Source organism: Gammaproteobacteria bacterium, from assembly GCA_019911805.1.
In the GTDB taxonomy this organism is placed as follows: Bacteria; Pseudomonadota; Gammaproteobacteria; order Thiohalobacterales; family Thiohalobacteraceae; genus JAHJQQ01.
In genome coordinates this window covers 1-17,726 of sequence record JAIOJV010000033.1, presented here as the reverse complement: position 1 = coordinate 17,726, position 17,726 = coordinate 1, and the positions used below count along the sequence as shown (strand labels likewise).

Genomic DNA, 17,726 nt, shown 5'->3' with positions numbered 1-17,726 from the left:
GTTAGAACCACCGAGGCCGAATTCATGAAGAGATCCATTTTCCATCCCACCCATCCGGTCGCGGCAACCGCCATCTGTCTCGCCGGTATCTGTTTCGTGGCCAGCGTGAACCTGCAGGCGAAGGATATCCAGGTAGGGCGCTATTCCTTGCTTGCCGCCACACCGACAGACGCACAGGCCAACCTGCTGGCGACGACCATCACGGTGTCGTTTCCGGCACGCATCGTGACGGTGGGCGAAGCCGTGCAATACCTGCTCCAGCGAAGCGGTTACCGCCTCGTCACCGGGCCTGCAACAGGACCGGAAACCGCTGATCTGTTGACGCTGCCGTTGCCGGCCGTGCACCGGCGTCTTGGTCCGGTCTCATTGACGCAGGCATTGGAGACACTGGTGGGACCGGCATTTCGTCTCATTCACGATCCGGTGCATCGGCTGGTCTCCTTCGAGTTATGCACGGCGACGGGGCGTGTCACTCAGCAAACCAGTAGTATGAAACCGGAGGGTCCGCGAAATGGAGAATGAGAAACGGTCCGAGCGGTCGCATGACTCAGATCAGGATACCGCTCGCGCGAAGGGTGCCGAACAGAGGAAGCCGAAACGCTCATCCCGAAAAACGCTGCTGATCGCCGCCATCGTCAGTGTGATAACGATCGGCGCACTTGTGATGTTGCGCGGTCAGAGCGACGCCTTGCACAGCGGAACGGCTACGACAGACCATGCCGTGCCGACGCTCCCTGAAAGCGCGACGAACCCCGGGTGCGTGGATAGCGTAGAAGGCGATTCACCGCCGACATCCGGCGCCCCCGAGGCGATCAGGCACGCCATCGAAGGACTGTCCAATCGGATCAATCAGTGGTTCGAAGCCTTGCAGACCGAGCAATCGAGTGCGAAGCGCGAGTTGTCGGGCTTGGCCGCCAGCATGAGCGCGATTCATGAGTCAATCACCGAGCTGCGCAAAGGCAACGACGAACTCAAGCAACGCATCACCGATGCGCAATCCCAGCTGCAAGCCATTGCCGATGACGTGCGCGACCTCAAGATCGCCCGGAACAAAAAGGTGGCGGCACAACAAAAGCAGGCGGCCAGCGTCCCGCCGTTTCTCATCGACGCCATCGACCTGTGGGACGACGCCGTCTATGTCGCGGTTTCCCAAAACGGACAGGTCGCTTTCCTGCGCGAAGGTGAACAGCAGTCGGGTTGGCAAGTCACGCACATCGATCGGCTCAAGAGCCAGGTCGCGTTTCGTGGTCCCGAAGGTCAGGACTATTCCACTTCAATCCGGAGGTAAGGCTGATGGAAGTATTCGTTGCCATTTTATTGTTGTTCGGGGCCTTCTCGCTGGGGTCGGCAACTCATGAAGGAATGGAGGGTGATCCGACTACCGTGGAAGTGCCAGCTGCAGTGAATGCATTGCCGGATGGACCCGATGATGTACACGCATCAGGGGATGATGACCCGGCGCAGCTGCAGGACTGCATGCTTAACCGGCACGACGTGATCTATCGGGATTTGTCCCGCACCCGTGCACGGGAGATCAATGTTGCGGCGGAGTCCGCCGGCGACTGCGACGGCGCGTGCACCGATGAGTAATCGCGCGCGGTGGATGGGCGTGATCCTGGCCTTCGTATTCACAGTGCCGGCGTTTGCCGTGGGAGTCTCAGGCACGCAGGCAAAGGAAACCGACACCAGCGTGTCGGCGACGGCCAGGAATACGTTGACGCCGTCCGAGCTGGCGCGTTCACGTGCCTGGGGCCTGTCGGAGACCGAATGGCAACGCTACAAACTGTTGATGCAAGGCATACGCGGCAGTATCAGTCCGCCGACCATCTCGCCCATCGAGGTGTTGGGCATCCACGCGCGTGACGAGGACGAGCGTCGGCGGTACGCCGAGCTTTGGGTCCGCGCCATGCGCGAGGACGTGGATCGCATCCTGGCCTTCCAACACGACTACGATGAAGCCGGCAAGCGTTTGTATCCGAATGAGCAACTCATCGATGTCAGCCGTCTGTCCGCGCGCGGCAGTAACACCGGTGCCTTGTTGACGGGTGATCGTGTGCTGTTCTTCACCCGGCCGGATTGCCCCGCCTGTGATGCCCTGCTTGGCAAGTTGCTCAAGCGGATCGATGAGGTGGCCGGCATCGATCTCTATATCGCCGGCGTGAAAGCCGGCGATGACCAGGCGGTCAGGACCTGGGCGGTTGATCGTGGGATCGATCCGGCGTGGGTGCGCAATCGTCGTGTCACCCTCAACCACGAGGCCGGTGTGCTGGAGCGGCTCACCCAGGGCAAGGGTGAGATTCCGTATCTGCTGCGCCGCCGGGGAGAGGACCTGTCGGCGCTACGCGCTTCGGAGCTGTGACCATGTCCCCGGCGCGACGGCAAGTCATACGGCTGGGCGTCGTGTTGGGGATCGTCTTGCCGACCGCCGGTTGGTGTGCGGCATCCGTTCCCGAAGGATACCGCGTCATCGCCTCCGAATATGGGATTCCCTACACGGTGCTGTATGCCATCGCCTTGACGGAAAGCGGCGTGGGTTCGAACGACGACGGTGTGCGCCGTCCCTGGCCCTGGACGCTGAATGTCGCCGGCCGCGGTCATGTCTACTCGTCGCGCGAGGCGGCATGGCATGCGCTGAATACGTTTATCGCCCGCGGTGAACGATCCATCGATATCGGTTTGATGCAGGTGAACTGGCGGTTCCACAAGGACAAGCTCGGAGACACTTGGCAGGCGTTGGACCCGTATTACAACTTGCGCGTGGGGGCAGTGATCTTGCGGCAGTGTTTCGAGCAGCGGCGTGACTGGTGGGCGGGCGTCGGTTGTTACCACGCTCCCGCGGATACGGCGCGCGCTGAACGCTACCGATCCCGTGTGGTTGGCCACTGGCAGCGGTTGGCCGCAAACGGGTAGTGCAAGTCCGATGACAAGATTGTTCCAATATATACGGCATGGCGTGATGTCGATCGGCATGGTGCTGACACCGGTATCGGCCTGGTCGGAAGTCACGGTGATCTACGACAGCGGTAATACGCGGCCGCTGGCGCCGTACGTCGAGATCATCGACCGCACCGAGCCGGCGAATCCGCGGTCAGTAACTGGACCCAAGTTCGGGGCCGCCGACGTCCAAGCGCTGTTGCCGGTTCGCTCACCCGGTTTGAGCCCCGGGCCGGTACAGGCCAAGTCGCACGACAGGCCGTTCTCACGTCCGTTCTTCCTCATCGGTTCCGATGTCCGATCCCGGCAGTGGCTGGTTGAATACCGGGATCGCCTCCAGGAGATCGGTGCGGTCGGCATGCTGGTGCAGGCGGAGACGCAGGAGGACTTGCGGGCCATTGCCCGGTTGGCACTCGGGCTGCCCATCCTGCCGGCGTCTGCGGCGGACATCGGGGCCGCTTTGGGCATTTCACATTATCCGGTGCTGATAACGCCACAAGGCATCGAGCAGTGAGCCGGCATCCCATCGAGGCTTTGCTGCGCCCGCCGGTCGAGTTGTGGTCGACCTTGGTGGCGTTTGCCACGGCGGCCATCGCGGTGCTGGCCCCTTGGGCCTTGATGATGCCGCCGGGCGTCGCCTACAGCGCCGGCGCGGCGCTGGCGGTGATCGGCGTGATGCGCGCCCGACAGGCTTGGCGGGTCATGCGCTATCAGCGCAATATGCGCCGACTGCCCACCTATCGACTGCGCGCCGACAAGATCCCGCTCAGTCGCCACAAGCTGTTTCTCGGCAAAGGCTTTCGTTGGACCCAGAAGCATACGCAGCGGTTGCGCGACACCATCCGTCCCGAGGTCCAACATTACGTCCAGCCGAGCTCGCTGTATCAGTGGGCGCGCCGCAAGGAAGTGGCCTGGGAACCCATACCGCTATTGAATCTCGTGGCCTGGTTTTTCCGCTCCCGGGGCTGGTGGAATCCCCTGGCGCCGCTGCCTGCTGTCGGAGGTAAGCCGGCCCTGCATGCCGTGGAACCCGACGAGCAGGATGTCTGGATGGATATTGGTGAGCGCGTCGGTCACACGCTGGTGCTGGGCACCACACGCGTAGGCAAGACACGCCTTGCCGAGATTCTTATCGCCCAGGACATCCGGCGCGGCGATGTGGTGATCGTGTTCGATCCCAAGGGGGATGCCGATCTGCTGCGGCGGGTGTATGCCGAGGCCAAGCGGGCGGGGCGCGCCAAGGATTTTTACATGTTCCATCTCGGTTTCCCCGAGGTCTCGGCCCGCTACAACGCCATCGGCAACTTCTCTCGCATCACCGAGGTCGCGACCCGCATCGCTAACCAGCTCCCCAGCGAGGGCAACTCGGCGGCCTTCAAGGAGTTCGCCTGGCGCTTCGTCAACATCATCGCCCGCGCCCTGGTGGCGCTGGGCCGTCGGCCGGACTACCAGCAGGTGCGCCGTTACATCAATGATATCGAGCCGCTGTTCGTCGAGTACGCGCGCGAACACCTGCGCCGGAACGGGGCGGCGGATTGGCGCGAAAAGGTGGCCGACATCGCCGCCAACATCAAGGAACGCAACCTGCCGAACTCGCTGCGTGGTCGCAACGACGAGGCAATCGCGCTCATGCGGCACCTGCAGGAGCAGGACCTCTACGACCCGGTGCTCGACGGACTGGTATCGGCCTTCAAGTACGACAAGACCTACTTCGACAAGATCGTCAGTTCCGTCGGACCGCTGATGGAGAAGCTGACCACCGGTAAGATCGCGGAGCTCATTTCACCGGACTACCTCAATGAGGCTGATCAGCGTCCCATCTTCGAGTGGATGGACGTCATCCGCCGCAAGCGGATCGTGTATGTCGGGCTCGATGCCTTGACTGATACCACCGTGGCCAGCGCGGTGGGGAATTCCATGTTCGCCGACCTGGTCTCGGTGGCCGGGCATATCTACAAACACGGCGTGGGCGCGGACCCTATCGAAGCTCCCCGGTCCTACACCCTGCCGACGATCTCCATGCACGCCGACGAGTTCAACGAACTGATCGGGGATGAGTTCGTGCCGCTGTTGAACAAGGCCGGCGGCGCCGGCTTCCAGGTCACCGCCTATACCCAGACCTGGTCCGACGTGGAGGCGCGCATCGGCAGCCGTGCCAAGGCCGGGCAGGTGGCGGGCAACTTCAACACGCTGATCATGCTCCGGATCAAGGAACTGGCCACCGCCGAGATGCTCACGGAGCAGCTCCCGCGCGTCGAGGTCTTCACACTCATGAGTGTCTCCGGCGTCAATGATTCCTCTGACCCGGGCTCGGGGGTCGACTTCATGTCGCGCAACGAGGACCGCATCAGTGTCTCGGAAGTGCCGATGCTCACACCGGCTGAGTTGATCACACTGCCCAAGGGCCAGGCCTTCGCGCTGCTGGAGGGCGGGCAGCTCTGGAAAATCCGTATGCCATTACCGGCAACGGATTCTGATATGCCGGAAAGCCTCGCCGAGATCGCCAACGAAATGGAGCGGACCTACATCACCAACGATCAGTGGTATCGCGTGCAGGAGCCATGGTGGATGGCGGTGACCGACGTTCCGGGGCCGAACGGGCAAGCGGAAGATAACCATGGCTGAAGCGGTCGCCGATCCGCGGCGTACCGCCGTTCGACAAGGACTGATTTCCAAAGGGCTGACCACCGTCGCCCAAGCCATTAAGTGGCTGCTGTTCTCCCTGTTGTTTTCGATCGTCGTTGAGTGGGTAGGGATGAACTTGTGGTGGCCGGAGCAAGGCCTCGACCACAGTCGCGCGATGCTCACTCAAGAGATTAGCTATCTGGACACGGACTTTCGCCGCAGCATCGTGATATCGGACCCGGCCCGTTTCGCCAAGCAAGTGGCCGATGGGACATACCACTATCTATTCGAAGTCACACGCGTCGTCGCCTTCATACGCTGGATATCGCCGCCGCCACGCGTGGAGGAGACGGGGTTGCGACCGACACTGCACAAGCTCTATCGACCGATCGCCGAGTACACGATCGCGGCCATGCAGGTGACCCAAGTGTTCTCCGTACGCCTGGCGATTCTCATGTTGGCGACGCCGGTGTTCCTGTTGTTCAGCCTGGTGGCTCTGGTGGACGGTCTTGTGCGACGGGATCTCCGCCGCTGGGGCGGAGGCCGGGAGAGTTCTTTTTTGTACCACTATGCGAAGAAGGCAGCGATACCACTCGTAGTGCTGGCATGGGTGGTCTACTTATCACTTCCATTCAGCCTGCATCCGACCTTCGTCATCCTACCCTTCGCTGCGCTGTTCGCGCTCGCCGTGGCAGTGACCGCCAGTACGTTCAAGAAATATCTATAGATTCGTTGAATGCTTTTCCGTTTAAACCGCGTCGTTCACCATTCGCTTAAATTCAAAACCATCATTAGTAATTTGCGGAAGCGTTACTGTTTGGGGGGGTGCGAGGAATTTCCGATTACCGGACCTCTAAAATCGACTGCTGACAACCAAATACCAATAAGTTAGATGCCTCAATACGACCCCAAGTGGCTTCTCGAAGATTCCACGACGAAAGACAGTTTTGGAATGAACAGCTGACACCGATTGGGCGTTGCGCTGAACGGCACTCCCCCTCTGGGCCATCCTGCGGTGCTTGCCTACCCCCGGACGTTTCAATCTTCAATCCACGCTCGTGCGAAGCCGCGAAAGTCTAAACGCAACCAATTCTTGCGAATTACGGTTCGCAAGGCTATAATTCCATTTCTAAAGGGGAGGCCGCCATGCTTGAACAACTATCGCAGAGACTCATCGGCTATCGCGTCAAAGCTGCCCGCGAGGCGGCCGACTGGACACAGGACCGGCTGGCCGAGGCCATGGGTCTGAAAGACCGCCAAAGCGTTTCCGATATCGAGAATGGCAAGCGGGCGCTCAAGCCGGATGAACTCGTCCTGCTGACCGACACCCTGGATCGCGAGCTCGACTTCTTCCTCGATCCATTTCAGGTTGCCGGTGAGGCCCAGTTCTCCTGGCGCGCCTCCCCCGGACTGGCCGAGGACAGCCTGGACGGTTTTGAGTTGAGGGCCGGTCAGTGGATCGGCCTGCTACGCTGGTTGCGTGAGAAGGAGCAGGACCGGTCCAATCCCCTCAAGCACACCCTGCGGCTCACCTCGCAGTCCTCATACGAGGATGCGATTGCCCGTGCCGAAAGCCTGGTCGAGACGCTCGACCTGGGTGTTGTTCCGGCCGAGAGGCTGGCCGAGAAGATCGAGCAGGAGCTCGACATCCCGGTTCTGTACGTCGACACGATCGAAACCCCGGAGGGGGATTCGATCTCCGGCGCGACCTGTCATCTCCAGGATATGGGCATGATCCTGATCAACCGCAACGAGCCGGAGGCCCGTCGCTTCTTCGATCTGGCCCATGAACTGTTCCACGCCCTAACTTGGGATGCCATGAAGCCGGATCACCGCGAATCCAATTCGGTCGAAGACCGGGCCAAGGGCAAACGCATCGAGCAACTGGCCAACAACTTCGCCGCTGCTCTGCTGATGCCCCAGGCTTCTTTGGCGAATCTGATCGACAATCGTCGTATCGATGACGTAAGCCATCTTGCAGACGTAGCCATGCAGTTGCGTGTCGCGCCAGTGGCCCTTGCCTGGAGACTGTTCAATCTGAACTGGATCGGTACCGAAACACGGGATACCCTTCAACAGGAGCACCAGCGTCCATCCGTGTCCGGTACGCCGAAGCGGTTCTCCCCGGCCTTCATTAACATGCTGCACCACGCAATCGACAGAGGCCACCTCTCCGCCCGCAAGGCGGCAAAAGCGATGGGGGCAACCTTGACGCAGCTTGTGGACCTGTTTGCCGAGCACTCGCTACCCTCCCCCTTCGAGCTGTAAGGGGTGGCGCCGGGCATGGCAAAGACGCGGGTATTCATCGACACCAACATCATCATCGAGGCATTCCGGACAGGCTGCTGGACGGCGATCTGCAACAAGTTCGCTGTCGAGACCGTCGACAAATGCGTCGAGGAAGCCCTTACTGGCAACCCCGATGATCCCGGGCGTGTACACATCGACAGGGATGCTCTTCTGGAAGGACTTGCCGGCCGACACCAGATAGGGAAGCTAGAGCTGGCGAACCTCGTCCTTTCCCATCCCTCATGCCACGGCCTCGATGACGGCGAACTGCATCTCCTCGCCTGGCTCCACGCCCAAGGGCTGCTTCCAAACGCCCTTATCCTCGTTTCCACGGCCGATAAGGCGGCTATCGTGGCCACCGGTAATATCGGGTGGCTCGACTCGCTTACTTCCCTGGAGCATCTGGCCAACGAATCCGGCGTGACACATGGACAGATTAACTCCCTGGCGCGTCACTACCGCGCAGGTTGGCTGGATGAGATCCGGGTAAAAATCCGGCTTGGAGTCATTCCATAGGAGGTCTTGCATATTCATGGCTGGCAACCATAACGCATCACCATTCGCCGTCGACGACCCTGAAATTGCAGAGGTCCTCGACATGCGCACGGGCTCAATCATCCCCGCTCATGAGGCTATAGGTTCGGATTACGACCAGGCAATGGCCCTACGCATGGAGCTTGGTGAGGCCCGCGCCCGAAGTGAACCAGTGTACGTCTGTCCGTTGTGTGGCACCCCGGTCTACCTCGTATCCAGGAAGGAGACGCGGCGTTTCTTCTTTCGGCACGAGTTGGAAGACGGCCGATGCCCTGCCAAGACACGCGGCGAACTCAACGAACAAGAAATCAATGCGCGCAAATACAATGGCGCTAAAGAAAGCTACGCCCACATCCGCATGAAGCAGATCATCGCAGAGAGCCTGCGATGCGATCCAGACTTCTCGGATGTGAAAGTCGAGGCAGTATGGAGAGGGCAGGAACGAGTCACTTGGCGCAAACCGGATGTGCAAGCTATATACAAAGGCTTAGCCGTTGCCTTCGAGATACAACTTTCAACGACGTTTCTTCGAGTCATTGCCGAACGACGCGACTTCTATCAGCGTGAGGGCGGCTTGCTCTGCTGGGTATTCAAGTCCTATGACGAAGACCGCGCTCGTCTGACCCAAGACGATATCTTCTACAGCAATAACCATAACCTCTTCCTCGCCAGCGAAAACACGTTGACGGAATCACGAAATGCAGGGCGATTCATGTTGGACTGTCGCTGGGCCGAGCCCTATGTCGCGAATGGTCAGGTCGAGATCCGCTGGTCCGGAAGAATCGCTCCGTTCGACGAATTCCAGCTTGATCAGAAACGGCAACGGATCTTCCTGTTCGATTACGAAAGGGCCGTTGGCCGCGCACGAGATGAATCAGAAGAAGCGGCCCATCAAACGACGCAGGAAACTATTCGACGACGCTTTGCGGAGTTCTGGATTAACAGGGGCGGAATAAACGCTTCCAGCGCTGGTTGGAAACAAGTGCGTGATGAATGGTCAGAACTTCAATTTGAACTGTCTTTTGAGGGCATGGATATTCCAGATCACCCGGGGGAACATTCGCTTGCTGGCGCACTGAATGCATTATATTCGGCACGTGAAGGAAGACCGGTGGGCTGGAAATTCAATAAGCTCATTGAGGTTGCGCATTGCGTGCATGGTCGTCATAAGGGGTATCTACGCCGTTTTCGCCAACTTCTATTGACATACAACCGACAAGACCAGATTCGAAGAGAGGACAGGGAGGGGAAATGGCAGGAAAAGGTCAAACAATATACCCCTCTTCTGAAAACCAATGACCCGACATACGAGCCCGACAACCGATACGCCGAACTATTTGAATTCCTTTTCCCTGAGCTTATAGTAACTTCGGGGTCGACAGTAACTTCGGAGTCAGATGACTAAACTGCACGAAGGTACAACTGCTTTGAACTCCTGGCTGAACGTTAAGGGAAAACGCGTCGTCACTTTTTGAGCTGCCCCCCGATCTCTTTCCCGTTGTGAACGACCGGAGTCCGGCACCAACCGGCCAATGACGGGGAATGTCGGCGACTGACGGCTCTTGGCCGTTTTGAGACCTCCATCCCGTAAGAATGTAACCGTTAATATTTTCCACTGCTTTTGAATAATCAGATAGTTCTGACAAGGGTCCTTATAATAAAGGGTATCTGAAAACCACGCACCTCACGGAATTGATTTCCCGTATCCCATCCTAATCCGACACCGCACCATCGTGCCTCATGAACGACATGAGGAAGACATCGATGCGTATCACCCACCTGCTAATTGCCGGGCTGCTCAGCACGGCTTTACCGCTGCAGTCGGTCCTAGCTGATGCAGACGCCGAGCGCGAAGCGCTGGCGCGTATCGCTTATGAACTCGACGCGCTCGAGGCGCTGATTCGCAAGGCGGAGTCGCAGGCCGAGCCGGATGCGCGCATTCGCTTTCGCTACGACTGGCTGCGCCAGGATCTGGCAAGGGTACAGCAAGGCGTCCAGGATCACATCGACGCCCCGCGTTCAGAGCCGCGGACCTTTCCGCCTCTGCGCGGTGACTATCGGCGGTGATGCAAAGCCATGACACCTGCTCAAGACGCGGCATTCCAGGCGGGCTCCGGAGTTACCTCTTCGACGCTACTCACGGCCATCGCCTCTGTGGTGATCGTGCTTGCCTTCGTGTGGGTGATCTGGGTGACGCTGGGTACCTTCCGCGCCTGGCAGGACGGGCAGGTCGGTATCTTCGACGTGATGTGGAGCGCGCTTCGCGCGAGCATCGTGCTCATGGTGTTGGGTTTCTATCTGCGGTGATGGCGATGTTTCACGCCATTGCAGCAACGGTTCGGGGAATGCCCCGGTGTTCATCAAAGGGGGAAACCCCGTTACCTCGGAGAAAAGCAATCATGCTGAAGAATATCAAACAGGGCGCAGCCGCGGTCGGGCTGCTGGCGATGTCCGCGTATCAGTCGGTGTGGGCGGCCTTGCCGACACCGGTACCTCCGAGTACAGCGCCGGCGGCGGGTGACTGGGTCGGGCTCATCCAGGGCTATATCAAGGACGGCGGCCTGGTGCTCGGCCTGGCCATCGCAGTACTCGGGTTCCTGTGGATCGCCTATCTAGGCTTCGCGAAGTTCAACGAGGCACGGCAGGGCAAGGCCGAGTGGGCCGAGGTCGGTGTGCTCGGGATCGTCGGTGCCGTGGTGCTGATCTTCGCCAGCTACCTGCTCACCGAAGCCGCCGGCGTTATCTAACAAGCCCATGTCCAATCGCGACGACATTCTCGCCAACCGGCTCAATGCCGAGCCGGCGATCTTCAAGGGCTGCTCGTCGTCCGAGCTGGGCGTCATCGTTGGTGTGGCCGCGCTCATCTGGTTGCCTGTCTCCCTCCTCCTGGCAGGGCTGATGGGCGCGGTCACCATGGGTTTCGGCATCGCCGGGGTTGGCGTGGTCGCCACGGTGATCGTGATGGCCACCTTGTTCCAGCGGCTCAAGCGCGGCCGGCCGGACGGTTATTACCAGCAACAGATCGCCATACAACTGGATGATCGCGGCTTGCGCCAGTCGCCGTTCATTCGGCGCAGTGGCGCCTGGGATATCGGGAGGAGTCGGAGTGCGACGCTACCGTTACGAGATCGATAACGTGCGCGCCCATTTGCGGTCGCTGTGGGTGATCATCGGCGTGCAGATCGTCGTCATCCTGGCGCTGTGGTTCGGTTGGAGTCAGGCACCACAACGCCTGACCGTGCATGTTCCACCGGACCTGCGCTCCGGTGCGACACTCGCCGTCGACGAAGTACCGCCGGCCAACGTGTATTCCTTCGCCTATTACATCTTTCAACAACTCAATCGCTGGCCCGAGGACGGGGCGCGGGATTATGGCAAAGCGATCTTCCGCATCTCGTCCTATGTCACCCCGCGCTATCGGGCCGACCTGATCGCGGACATGGAGTTGAAGGGCAAACAGGGCGAGTTGGCCTACCGCGTGCGCGGCGTGCAAGAGGTGCCGGGCCATGGCTATGAAGAACGCCGGGTCGACGTGCTGGCCCCGGGTGTCTGGGTCGTGTGGCTGGATCTCGATCTGTTCGAGTCGGTAAAGGGTATGACGGTGAAGACAACGACCATCCGTTATCCATTGCGAGTCGTTCGGCTCGCCGTCGATCCGGAGTCGAATCCCTGGGGTTTGGCGCTGGACGGTTTCGCGGCGGAAGGCCCACGGCGTCTGGCTGAATCCGAACTCAACAACGAAGCCGGGCAGGGCGGCTGACGGGGATCAACGCATGTATTCAATCAACCATTTCAAACGCGGCGTCATGTTCTGGCTGGGGGTCGGGCTGCTGATGATGCAGTCGATGGTCCATGCCGAGCCGGAAATCACCGAGCGCATCGAGTGGAACAAGACACCCATCCAACTCGATCTCAAGGTAGGACACGAACGCCTGGTGCATTTGCCCGGTACGGCCAAAGTGGGCGTACCGGCATCCTTGCAGCCAGTGCTGCGTACGCAAAGCATCAACGGAACCGTTTACCTTCTCGCCAGCGCACCGTTCGACGCCACCCGTGTCATGGCACAGAACATCGACGGTGGCCAGATGTTTCTCTTCGACGTGTCCGCGTCTCAAGAGGGCGGCCAGACGCATCCCGTGCAGGTGTACGTGAAGACGAACGGTGAGGGTCACGCCGAGACGACGGATTCATCCCTTGCGAGTCACAACACAACGGTGCAATACAGCTTCGTTGCACTCACCCGGTTCGCGGCGCAACAACTCTATGCACCCGCACGTCTCATCGAGGACAGGCCGGGCATCGTCCGTGTGCCGGTGATGCAGGAGCCCGTCAGCTTGATATACGGCGGCGCGATCAGTGCAACACCCTTGGTGGCCTGGCGGGCCGGGGCGCTGTATGTCACCGCCGTCAAACTGGTCAACCGTACCGATCAGCCGCAGACACTGGATCCGCGCAACCTGCGCGGTACCTGGCTGACGGCGACCTTTCAGCATAACCGCCTGCTGGCGGCCGGCAACGAAGCGGATACCACGGCGGTGTACCTGATTTCGGCACGGCCGTTCGAGGCCGCAAGGTAAGCCCATGGCCATCGCAACCAGCAATCGACTGTTACCCCTCATCGCTGGCGTCATGGTACTCATGCTGGTGTTCGTCATCCTCAAGTCCTGCTCGAACGGCACGGATGACCAGGTCGTGATGGACGCCGTGCCGCAGGCGCCGGTGCCGGACGCGGACACGCCCGCCGACACCATCAAGACCCTGACCGCGAACGTCGCGGCGATGACCGCCGAGGTCAAAGCCTTGCGGCAGGACAACGCGACACTGCGTAATGAGAACCAACGTCTGCTGAGCAGTCGCACGCAGATCGAGGAGAACGTGGCTACGCGCGTCAAACGCGAACTCTTGTCGCGTGAGAATGACAAGGCCACGCAGGATCGATTGGATGCCAGTGTGCTGTCGTCGCTGACGGCACGGGTGGATGCCTTGTCACATTCGCTATCGCAGGGGAAGTCGACAAAGGGCGCCGGCGATATCCCGGTCGGACTGGGTTTCGACGGTGGCGGGGCAGGGGTGCCGCCCGCCGGCCTGGTCTGGATCGAACCGCTGGATGCCATGGCTGAAGACACAAGTGGCGCGAAAGGAACCGGGTTGTTGCACCAGGTGCGCCAGTCCACCGGTGGTGCGCTGAGTACCGCCCGCGAGCAGACAGGCAATATCGCCCGTGAGTTGGAGACGGTGCGTCCCGTCTACACCGTGCCGCGCAATGCCACGCTCATCGGGTCGACGGCCATGACGGCCTTGGTCGGTCGGGTACCGATACAGGGCCAGGTGCGTGATCCCATGCCGTTCAAGGTGATCACCGGGGCCGACAACCTCGCTGCCAACGGTCTCAGCGTGCCCGGCGTGCAGGGTATGGTATGGAGCGGTACTGCCATCGGCGACTGGACCCTGTCTTGCGTCACCGGCCGGCTCGACTCGGTGACCTTCGTGTTCGACGACGGCACCATCCGCACGATCTCCAGCGATGACCGCGGTGGCCAGTCCGGCGGCAACAAGCGGCCCTTGGGCTGGATCTCGGATCAGCAGGGCATCCCCTGCATCAGCGGTGAACGCAAGACCAACGCCCCCGCGTTTCTCACCCAGCGCATCGGCGTGATGGCCATCCAGGCGGCGGCCGATGCGGCGGCCGCGGCCGAGACGACCACCGTAGTCAGCGAGAGCGGCGCGGCGAGCAACAATGTCACCGGCGATGCTGCCAAATATGTGCTCGGCAAGACCATCGCCGGCGGCAGCGACGAGGTCGCCAAGTGGCTCATGGAACGTCAGTCACAGAGCTTCGACGCCGTGTTCGTGCCGGCTGGCGCCCGCATCGCCATCCACGTCGACGTTGAGCTCCCCATCGATCTCGATCTCAAAGGCAGGAAACTCGATCATGCGAAAGCCATCGATCCTTATCACCGCGCTCGGCTTGACTAGTTTCGTGCTGGGCGGCTGCGCCAGCACCAAGGAGGCCGTATTGCCCCAGGACGGCCCGCCGATGAAAACGATCTACGAGCAACACATCCAGGAGATGGGCGCGCGCGATCCCATGGCGGTGCGCGAGGCGTTGGGAACTCGCCCCGTCATTGACGGCGAAGGTTCGCTCCATGGCTACGCGCGCGAGGCCCACAACGAGATCGACGCCACCTTTCCCCGGCTGCCGAATCCGAGCCTGGTGATGTATGTGTTTCCACACTTGGCTGGCGACGAGCAGGTGCCGGTGCCCGGTTATGTCACGACCTTTCCGATGTATGAGCGGGTCGAGTACGCGCTGCCCGGCGAAGTGCCGGCCAACCTGCAGCGGAAATAAACGTGGCGAAGTCTAAAGCGAACCATTCAGCGAAGAAGGCACACGATCCGACGGAAGCGCCTCTGACCACGGCGGCAGTCAAGCGCTTGTACGATCGCCCGCCGTCGTTCACCGATCTGCTGCCCTGGGTCGAGTACGATCCGGACAGCCGCACCTTTCTGTTGGAAGACGGCGTCAGTGTGGGCGCCTTGTTCGAGATCACTCCGGCCGGCACCGAGGCCCGCACCCCGGAGTTCATGCGGCAATTGCGTGATGCCATCCAGACCGCACTCACCGATGCCATCCCCGAAGAAGACGACGCACCGTGGATTTTGCAGGTATACGTGCAGGATGAGCCCAGCCTGAAAGCGTTCCAGCAGGAAGTCGCCGCCTATGCGCAGCCGAGCGCCAAGGACAGCACGTTCACCCGGCACTACCAGGACACGTTTGCACAGCACCTGGCGCGGATTACCCGTCCCGGGGGTCTGTTCGAGGACACCGCGGTAACCGGAACCCATTGGCGGGGACAGGTGCGCCGCGTGCGTGCCACGCTCTATCGGCGCTTGAAGGTCAAGGGCAAGACCCCGACAGCGGTCGAGGTGGAAGAGGCGATGAACGACGTGGCGACCAAGTGGGTCGCCTCTCTGGCCTCGGCCGGCATTCACGCGCGGCGCGGCACCGGCAAGGATCTCTACGAATGGCTGTTGAAGTGGTTCAATCCGAAACCGGCGATCGCCGATGGCGATCCCGACAAGCTGTTGGAGATCGCCCCGTATCCGGGCGACGCGGACCTGCCGTTCGGCTACGACCTGGCCGAACGGCTCACACTCACCATGCCGCGCTCGGACAACGAGACCGCTACCTGGTGGTTCGATGGACTGCCGCATACCGTGGTCACGATCCAGGGGTTGCGGCGGGCGCCGGAAGTGGGCCACATGACCGCCGAGCGCCAAGCCGGCGACCACGTCTTCTCACTGTTCGATCGCCTGCCCGAGCACACCGTGATGGTGCTCACCCTGACGCTCAAGCCGCAGGATTTCACCCGCAATCACATCGCCCAGGTCAAACGGGCCGCCGTGGGCGACTCCGCCGAGGCGGCGCTGACACGCGAGGACGCGGAACTCGTGGAGCGAGAGATGGCGCAGGGCAACAAGCTCTACCCGGTGAGTATCGCCTTCTACGTGCGCGGCGATAATCCCAAGGCGCTGCGCACCAACGTCAATCAGTTGAACGCAATACTGCTGCCCAACGGCCTGCAGCCGATCCTGCAGGAAGCGGATCTGCTCGCGTTGGACAGCTACATTCGCAACTTGCCCATGGCCTATGACGTGTCGCTGGACAAATCCAGCCGCCGCTCGCGGTTGGTTTTCTCCACTCATACCGCGAACCTGCTGCCCCTGTACGGCCGGTCAAAGGGCACCGGTCATCCAGGGCTGGTGTTCTTCAATCGCGGCGCCGAACCGCTGGCCTTCGATCCGTTGCACAGGGCCGACCGTAAGAAGAACGCCCACATGCTGATTCTCGGGCCCACCGGCGCCGGCAAGTCGGCACTGCTGGTCTATCTGCTGCAACAGATGGCCGCGGTGTACCACCCGCGCATCTTCATCATCGAGGCCGGTGGGTCGTTCTCGCTGTTGGGTCAGCACTTCCAGGCCCACGACGTATCCGTCAACCAGGTCACCTTGAACCCGAACGTGGACGTGAGTCTGCCACCATTCGCGGATGCCCTGCGCGTGCTGGACAAGGAACACCGTGTGCGTCTCGGCAAAGAACCGGATGACCTGGTCGACGACGATGACGATGACGGATATGACGAAGGGGACGAGGGCGGCGGTCGAGACATTCTCGGCGAGATGGAAATCGCCGCCCGGATCATGATCACCGGCGGTGACGAACGCGAGGATGCGCGCATGAGCCGGGCCGATCGGCTGCTCATCCGCAACGCCATCTTCCTGGCCGCCAAGACCGTGAAGGAGGGTGCACGGAATCAGGTGATCACCGAGGACGTGGTCAGCGCCTTGCACACCATCGGCCGGGATCAAAGCCTGCACGAGCACCGGCGCAATCGGGCGATCGAGATGGGCGACGGTCTGGCGTTGTTCTGCTCCGGCCTCGCCGGCCACTTCTTCAACCGGCCCGGCACCCGCTGGCCGGAGGCCGATGTCACCATACTGGAAATGGGCATCTTGGCGCGGGAAGGCTACGAGGATCAACTCACCGTGGCCTACATCTCCATGATGAGCCACATCAACGACCTGGTGGAACGCCATCAGCACGACGCCCGACCCACCCTGGTGGTAACCGACGAGGGTCACATCATCACCACCAATCCGTTGCTGGCCCGCTACGTAGTCAAGATCACCAAGATGTGGCGCAAGCTCGGCGCCTGGTTCTGGATCGCCACCCAGAACCTCGAGGACTTCCCCGACGCCAGCCGCAAGATGCTCAACATGATGGAGTGGTGGTTGTGTCTGGTCATGCCCAAGGAAGAAGTGGAGCAGATCGCACGCTTCAAGGACCTGACCGACGTGCAGCGCAGCCTGCTGCTGTCGGCCCGCAAGGAACCCGGCAAATACGTAGAGGGTGTGGTGCTCTCCGATAACCTGGAAGCCCTGTTCCGCAACGTGCCGCCGCCACTGTCACTCGCACTCGCCATGACCGAGAAACACGAGAAGGCGGAGCGCGCCGCCATCATGCGCGAACGAAACTGTAGCGAGCTTGAGGCGGTTTATGCCATTGCGGAGCGGATTGCCGCAAATCGACACGGTTAAGGTCCGTATAGAACCAATCACACTGCGAGAAATAAGGGTCTGTAGCGGCTTGCTGTTCTAAAGATCCCTCCAGGCGAAAACAGTCATACAGATCTCTTTTTGAACTAGGGAACGTCTGAATAAGCCATGAAAAACACCAATCCCATTTCACGATGCTGATATTTTTCATGGGTAATCGTCTTTTTCGCCAGTGTTGCGCTCGGTTTTCACCGGCTTTCGCACTGGATTGTGCGATTCCGTGTGTT

Annotated in this window: 20 protein-coding genes; all 20 read left to right on the top strand. The window is 60.8% G+C overall.

Annotation, left to right across the window (positions count from 1 at the left end; translation table 11 throughout):
* The first annotated feature begins 24 nt into the window (after positions 1 to 24).
* The 20 genes from K8I04_02800 to K8I04_02705 all read left to right on the top strand — a co-directional run bounded on the left by K8I04_02800 (position 25) and on the right by K8I04_02705 (position 17,481).
* Positions 25 to 522: a pili assembly chaperone gene (locus K8I04_02800; GenBank protein ID MBZ0070650.1), complete on the top strand. Its 498-nt coding sequence runs from the start codon at positions 25 to 27 to the stop codon at positions 520 to 522.
* Positions 512 to 1,288 carry a hypothetical protein gene (locus K8I04_02795; protein MBZ0070649.1) on the top strand — a complete coding sequence of 259 codons (777 nt, stop codon included), beginning with the start codon at positions 512 to 514 and terminating at the stop codon, positions 1,286 to 1,288. The genes K8I04_02800 and K8I04_02795 overlap by 11 nt, the downstream gene beginning before the upstream one ends.
* A gap of 5 nt (positions 1,289 to 1,293) precedes the next feature.
* The gene (locus tag K8I04_02790; GenBank protein ID MBZ0070648.1) at positions 1,294 to 1,590 is read left to right on the top strand and encodes a hypothetical protein; all 297 of its coding nucleotides are present in this window, start codon (positions 1,294 to 1,296) and stop codon (positions 1,588 to 1,590) included.
* Entirely contained in the window at positions 1,583 to 2,359 is a 777-nt protein-coding gene (locus K8I04_02785) for a TIGR03759 family integrating conjugative element protein (protein MBZ0070647.1), read from the top strand. The genes K8I04_02790 and K8I04_02785 overlap by 8 nt, the downstream gene beginning before the upstream one ends.
* A gap of 2 nt (positions 2,360 to 2,361) precedes the next feature.
* Positions 2,362 to 2,910 (top strand): lytic transglycosylase domain-containing protein, encoded by a 549-nt coding sequence (locus K8I04_02780; GenBank protein MBZ0070646.1) that lies wholly within the window; start codon positions 2,362 to 2,364, stop codon positions 2,908 to 2,910.
* 46 nt (positions 2,911 to 2,956) lie between these two features.
* Complete coding sequence (locus K8I04_02775; GenBank protein ID MBZ0070645.1) at positions 2,957 to 3,448, top strand: integrating conjugative element protein; 492 nt, start codon at positions 2,957 to 2,959, stop codon at positions 3,446 to 3,448.
* Positions 3,445 to 5,559 (top strand): type IV conjugative transfer system coupling protein TraD, encoded by a 2,115-nt coding sequence (gene traD / locus K8I04_02770; GenBank protein MBZ0070644.1) that lies wholly within the window; start codon positions 3,445 to 3,447, stop codon positions 5,557 to 5,559. The genes K8I04_02775 and traD overlap by 4 nt, the downstream gene beginning before the upstream one ends.
* Entirely contained in the window at positions 5,552 to 6,286 is a 735-nt protein-coding gene (locus K8I04_02765) for a TIGR03747 family integrating conjugative element membrane protein (protein MBZ0070643.1), read from the top strand. Before traD ends, K8I04_02765 begins: the two co-directional genes overlap by 8 nt.
* Positions 6,287 to 6,705: 419 nt before the next feature.
* Positions 6,706 to 7,827, top strand: coding sequence for a helix-turn-helix domain-containing protein (locus K8I04_02760; GenBank protein MBZ0070642.1), 1,122 nt, complete (start codon positions 6,706 to 6,708; stop codon positions 7,825 to 7,827).
* Between the two features lie 15 nt (positions 7,828 to 7,842).
* Positions 7,843 to 8,364 carry a hypothetical protein gene (locus tag K8I04_02755; GenBank protein ID MBZ0070641.1) on the top strand — a complete coding sequence of 174 codons (522 nt, stop codon included), beginning with the start codon at positions 7,843 to 7,845 and terminating at the stop codon, positions 8,362 to 8,364.
* 16 nt (positions 8,365 to 8,380) lie between these two features.
* A complete protein-coding gene (locus tag K8I04_02750; GenBank protein ID MBZ0070640.1) occupies positions 8,381 to 9,787 on the top strand; it encodes a DUF6035 family protein in 1,407 nt (468 codons plus the stop codon).
* A 344-nt stretch (positions 9,788 to 10,131) separates the two neighbouring features.
* On the top strand, positions 10,132 to 10,449 hold the full coding sequence (locus tag K8I04_02745) for a conjugal transfer protein (GenBank protein ID MBZ0070639.1): 318 nt from the start codon (positions 10,132 to 10,134) through the stop codon (positions 10,447 to 10,449).
* A gap of 9 nt (positions 10,450 to 10,458) precedes the next feature.
* Positions 10,459 to 10,689, top strand: coding sequence for a TIGR03758 family integrating conjugative element protein (locus K8I04_02740; GenBank protein MBZ0070638.1), 231 nt, complete (start codon positions 10,459 to 10,461; stop codon positions 10,687 to 10,689).
* A 92-nt stretch (positions 10,690 to 10,781) separates the two neighbouring features.
* Entirely contained in the window at positions 10,782 to 11,129 is a 348-nt protein-coding gene (locus tag K8I04_02735; GenBank protein MBZ0070637.1) for a TIGR03745 family integrating conjugative element membrane protein, read from the top strand.
* A 7-nt stretch (positions 11,130 to 11,136) separates the two neighbouring features.
* Positions 11,137 to 11,517, top strand: a complete 381-nt coding sequence (locus tag K8I04_02730; GenBank protein ID MBZ0070636.1) for a TIGR03750 family conjugal transfer protein — start codon at positions 11,137 to 11,139, stop codon at positions 11,515 to 11,517.
* Positions 11,489 to 12,142 (top strand): TIGR03746 family integrating conjugative element protein, encoded by a 654-nt coding sequence (locus tag K8I04_02725; protein ID MBZ0070635.1) that lies wholly within the window; start codon positions 11,489 to 11,491, stop codon positions 12,140 to 12,142. Before K8I04_02730 ends, K8I04_02725 begins: the two co-directional genes overlap by 29 nt.
* A 73-nt stretch (positions 12,143 to 12,215) precedes the next feature.
* Positions 12,216 to 12,959, top strand: coding sequence for a TIGR03749 family integrating conjugative element protein (locus K8I04_02720; protein ID MBZ0070634.1), 744 nt, complete (start codon positions 12,216 to 12,218; stop codon positions 12,957 to 12,959).
* A 4-nt stretch (positions 12,960 to 12,963) separates the two neighbouring features.
* Entirely contained in the window at positions 12,964 to 14,358 is a 1,395-nt protein-coding gene (locus K8I04_02715) for a TIGR03752 family integrating conjugative element protein (GenBank protein MBZ0070633.1), read from the top strand.
* Positions 14,315 to 14,731 carry a TIGR03751 family conjugal transfer lipoprotein gene (locus tag K8I04_02710; protein ID MBZ0070632.1) on the top strand — a complete coding sequence of 139 codons (417 nt, stop codon included), beginning with the start codon at positions 14,315 to 14,317 and terminating at the stop codon, positions 14,729 to 14,731. The genes K8I04_02715 and K8I04_02710 overlap by 44 nt, the downstream gene beginning before the upstream one ends.
* A 62-nt stretch (positions 14,732 to 14,793) precedes the next feature.
* Positions 14,794 to 17,481, top strand: a complete 2,688-nt coding sequence (locus K8I04_02705) for a conjugative transfer ATPase (GenBank protein MBZ0070631.1) — start codon at positions 14,794 to 14,796, stop codon at positions 17,479 to 17,481.
* Positions 17,482 to 17,726: the final 245 nt, after the last annotated feature.

Coding starts and splice junctions, on each gene's coding strand:
- K8I04_02765 (MBZ0070643.1), top strand. CDS start 5,552: ATGGCTGAAGCGGTCGCCGATCCGCGGCGTACCGCCGTTCGACAAGGA.
- K8I04_02720 (MBZ0070634.1), top strand. CDS start 12,216: ATGATGCAGTCGATGGTCCATGCCGAGCCGGAAATCACCGAGCGCATC.
- K8I04_02790 (MBZ0070648.1), top strand. CDS start 1,294: ATGGAAGTATTCGTTGCCATTTTATTGTTGTTCGGGGCCTTCTCGCTG.
- K8I04_02775 (MBZ0070645.1), top strand. CDS start 2,957: ATGTCGATCGGCATGGTGCTGACACCGGTATCGGCCTGGTCGGAAGTC.
- K8I04_02750 (MBZ0070640.1), top strand. CDS start 8,381: ATGGCTGGCAACCATAACGCATCACCATTCGCCGTCGACGACCCTGAA.
- K8I04_02755 (MBZ0070641.1), top strand. CDS start 7,843: ATGGCAAAGACGCGGGTATTCATCGACACCAACATCATCATCGAGGCA.
- K8I04_02780 (MBZ0070646.1), top strand. CDS start 2,362: ATGTCCCCGGCGCGACGGCAAGTCATACGGCTGGGCGTCGTGTTGGGG.
- K8I04_02785 (MBZ0070647.1), top strand. CDS start 1,583: ATGAGTAATCGCGCGCGGTGGATGGGCGTGATCCTGGCCTTCGTATTC.
- K8I04_02740 (MBZ0070638.1), top strand. CDS start 10,459: ATGACACCTGCTCAAGACGCGGCATTCCAGGCGGGCTCCGGAGTTACC.
- K8I04_02800 (MBZ0070650.1), top strand. CDS start 25: ATGAAGAGATCCATTTTCCATCCCACCCATCCGGTCGCGGCAACCGCC.
- K8I04_02760 (MBZ0070642.1), top strand. CDS start 6,706: ATGCTTGAACAACTATCGCAGAGACTCATCGGCTATCGCGTCAAAGCT.
- K8I04_02715 (MBZ0070633.1), top strand. CDS start 12,964: ATGGCCATCGCAACCAGCAATCGACTGTTACCCCTCATCGCTGGCGTC.
- K8I04_02730 (MBZ0070636.1), top strand. CDS start 11,137: ATGTCCAATCGCGACGACATTCTCGCCAACCGGCTCAATGCCGAGCCG.
- K8I04_02795 (MBZ0070649.1), top strand. CDS start 512: ATGGAGAATGAGAAACGGTCCGAGCGGTCGCATGACTCAGATCAGGAT.
- K8I04_02735 (MBZ0070637.1), top strand. CDS start 10,782: ATGCTGAAGAATATCAAACAGGGCGCAGCCGCGGTCGGGCTGCTGGCG.
- K8I04_02745 (MBZ0070639.1), top strand. CDS start 10,132: ATGAGGAAGACATCGATGCGTATCACCCACCTGCTAATTGCCGGGCTG.
- K8I04_02710 (MBZ0070632.1), top strand. CDS start 14,315: ATGCGAAAGCCATCGATCCTTATCACCGCGCTCGGCTTGACTAGTTTC.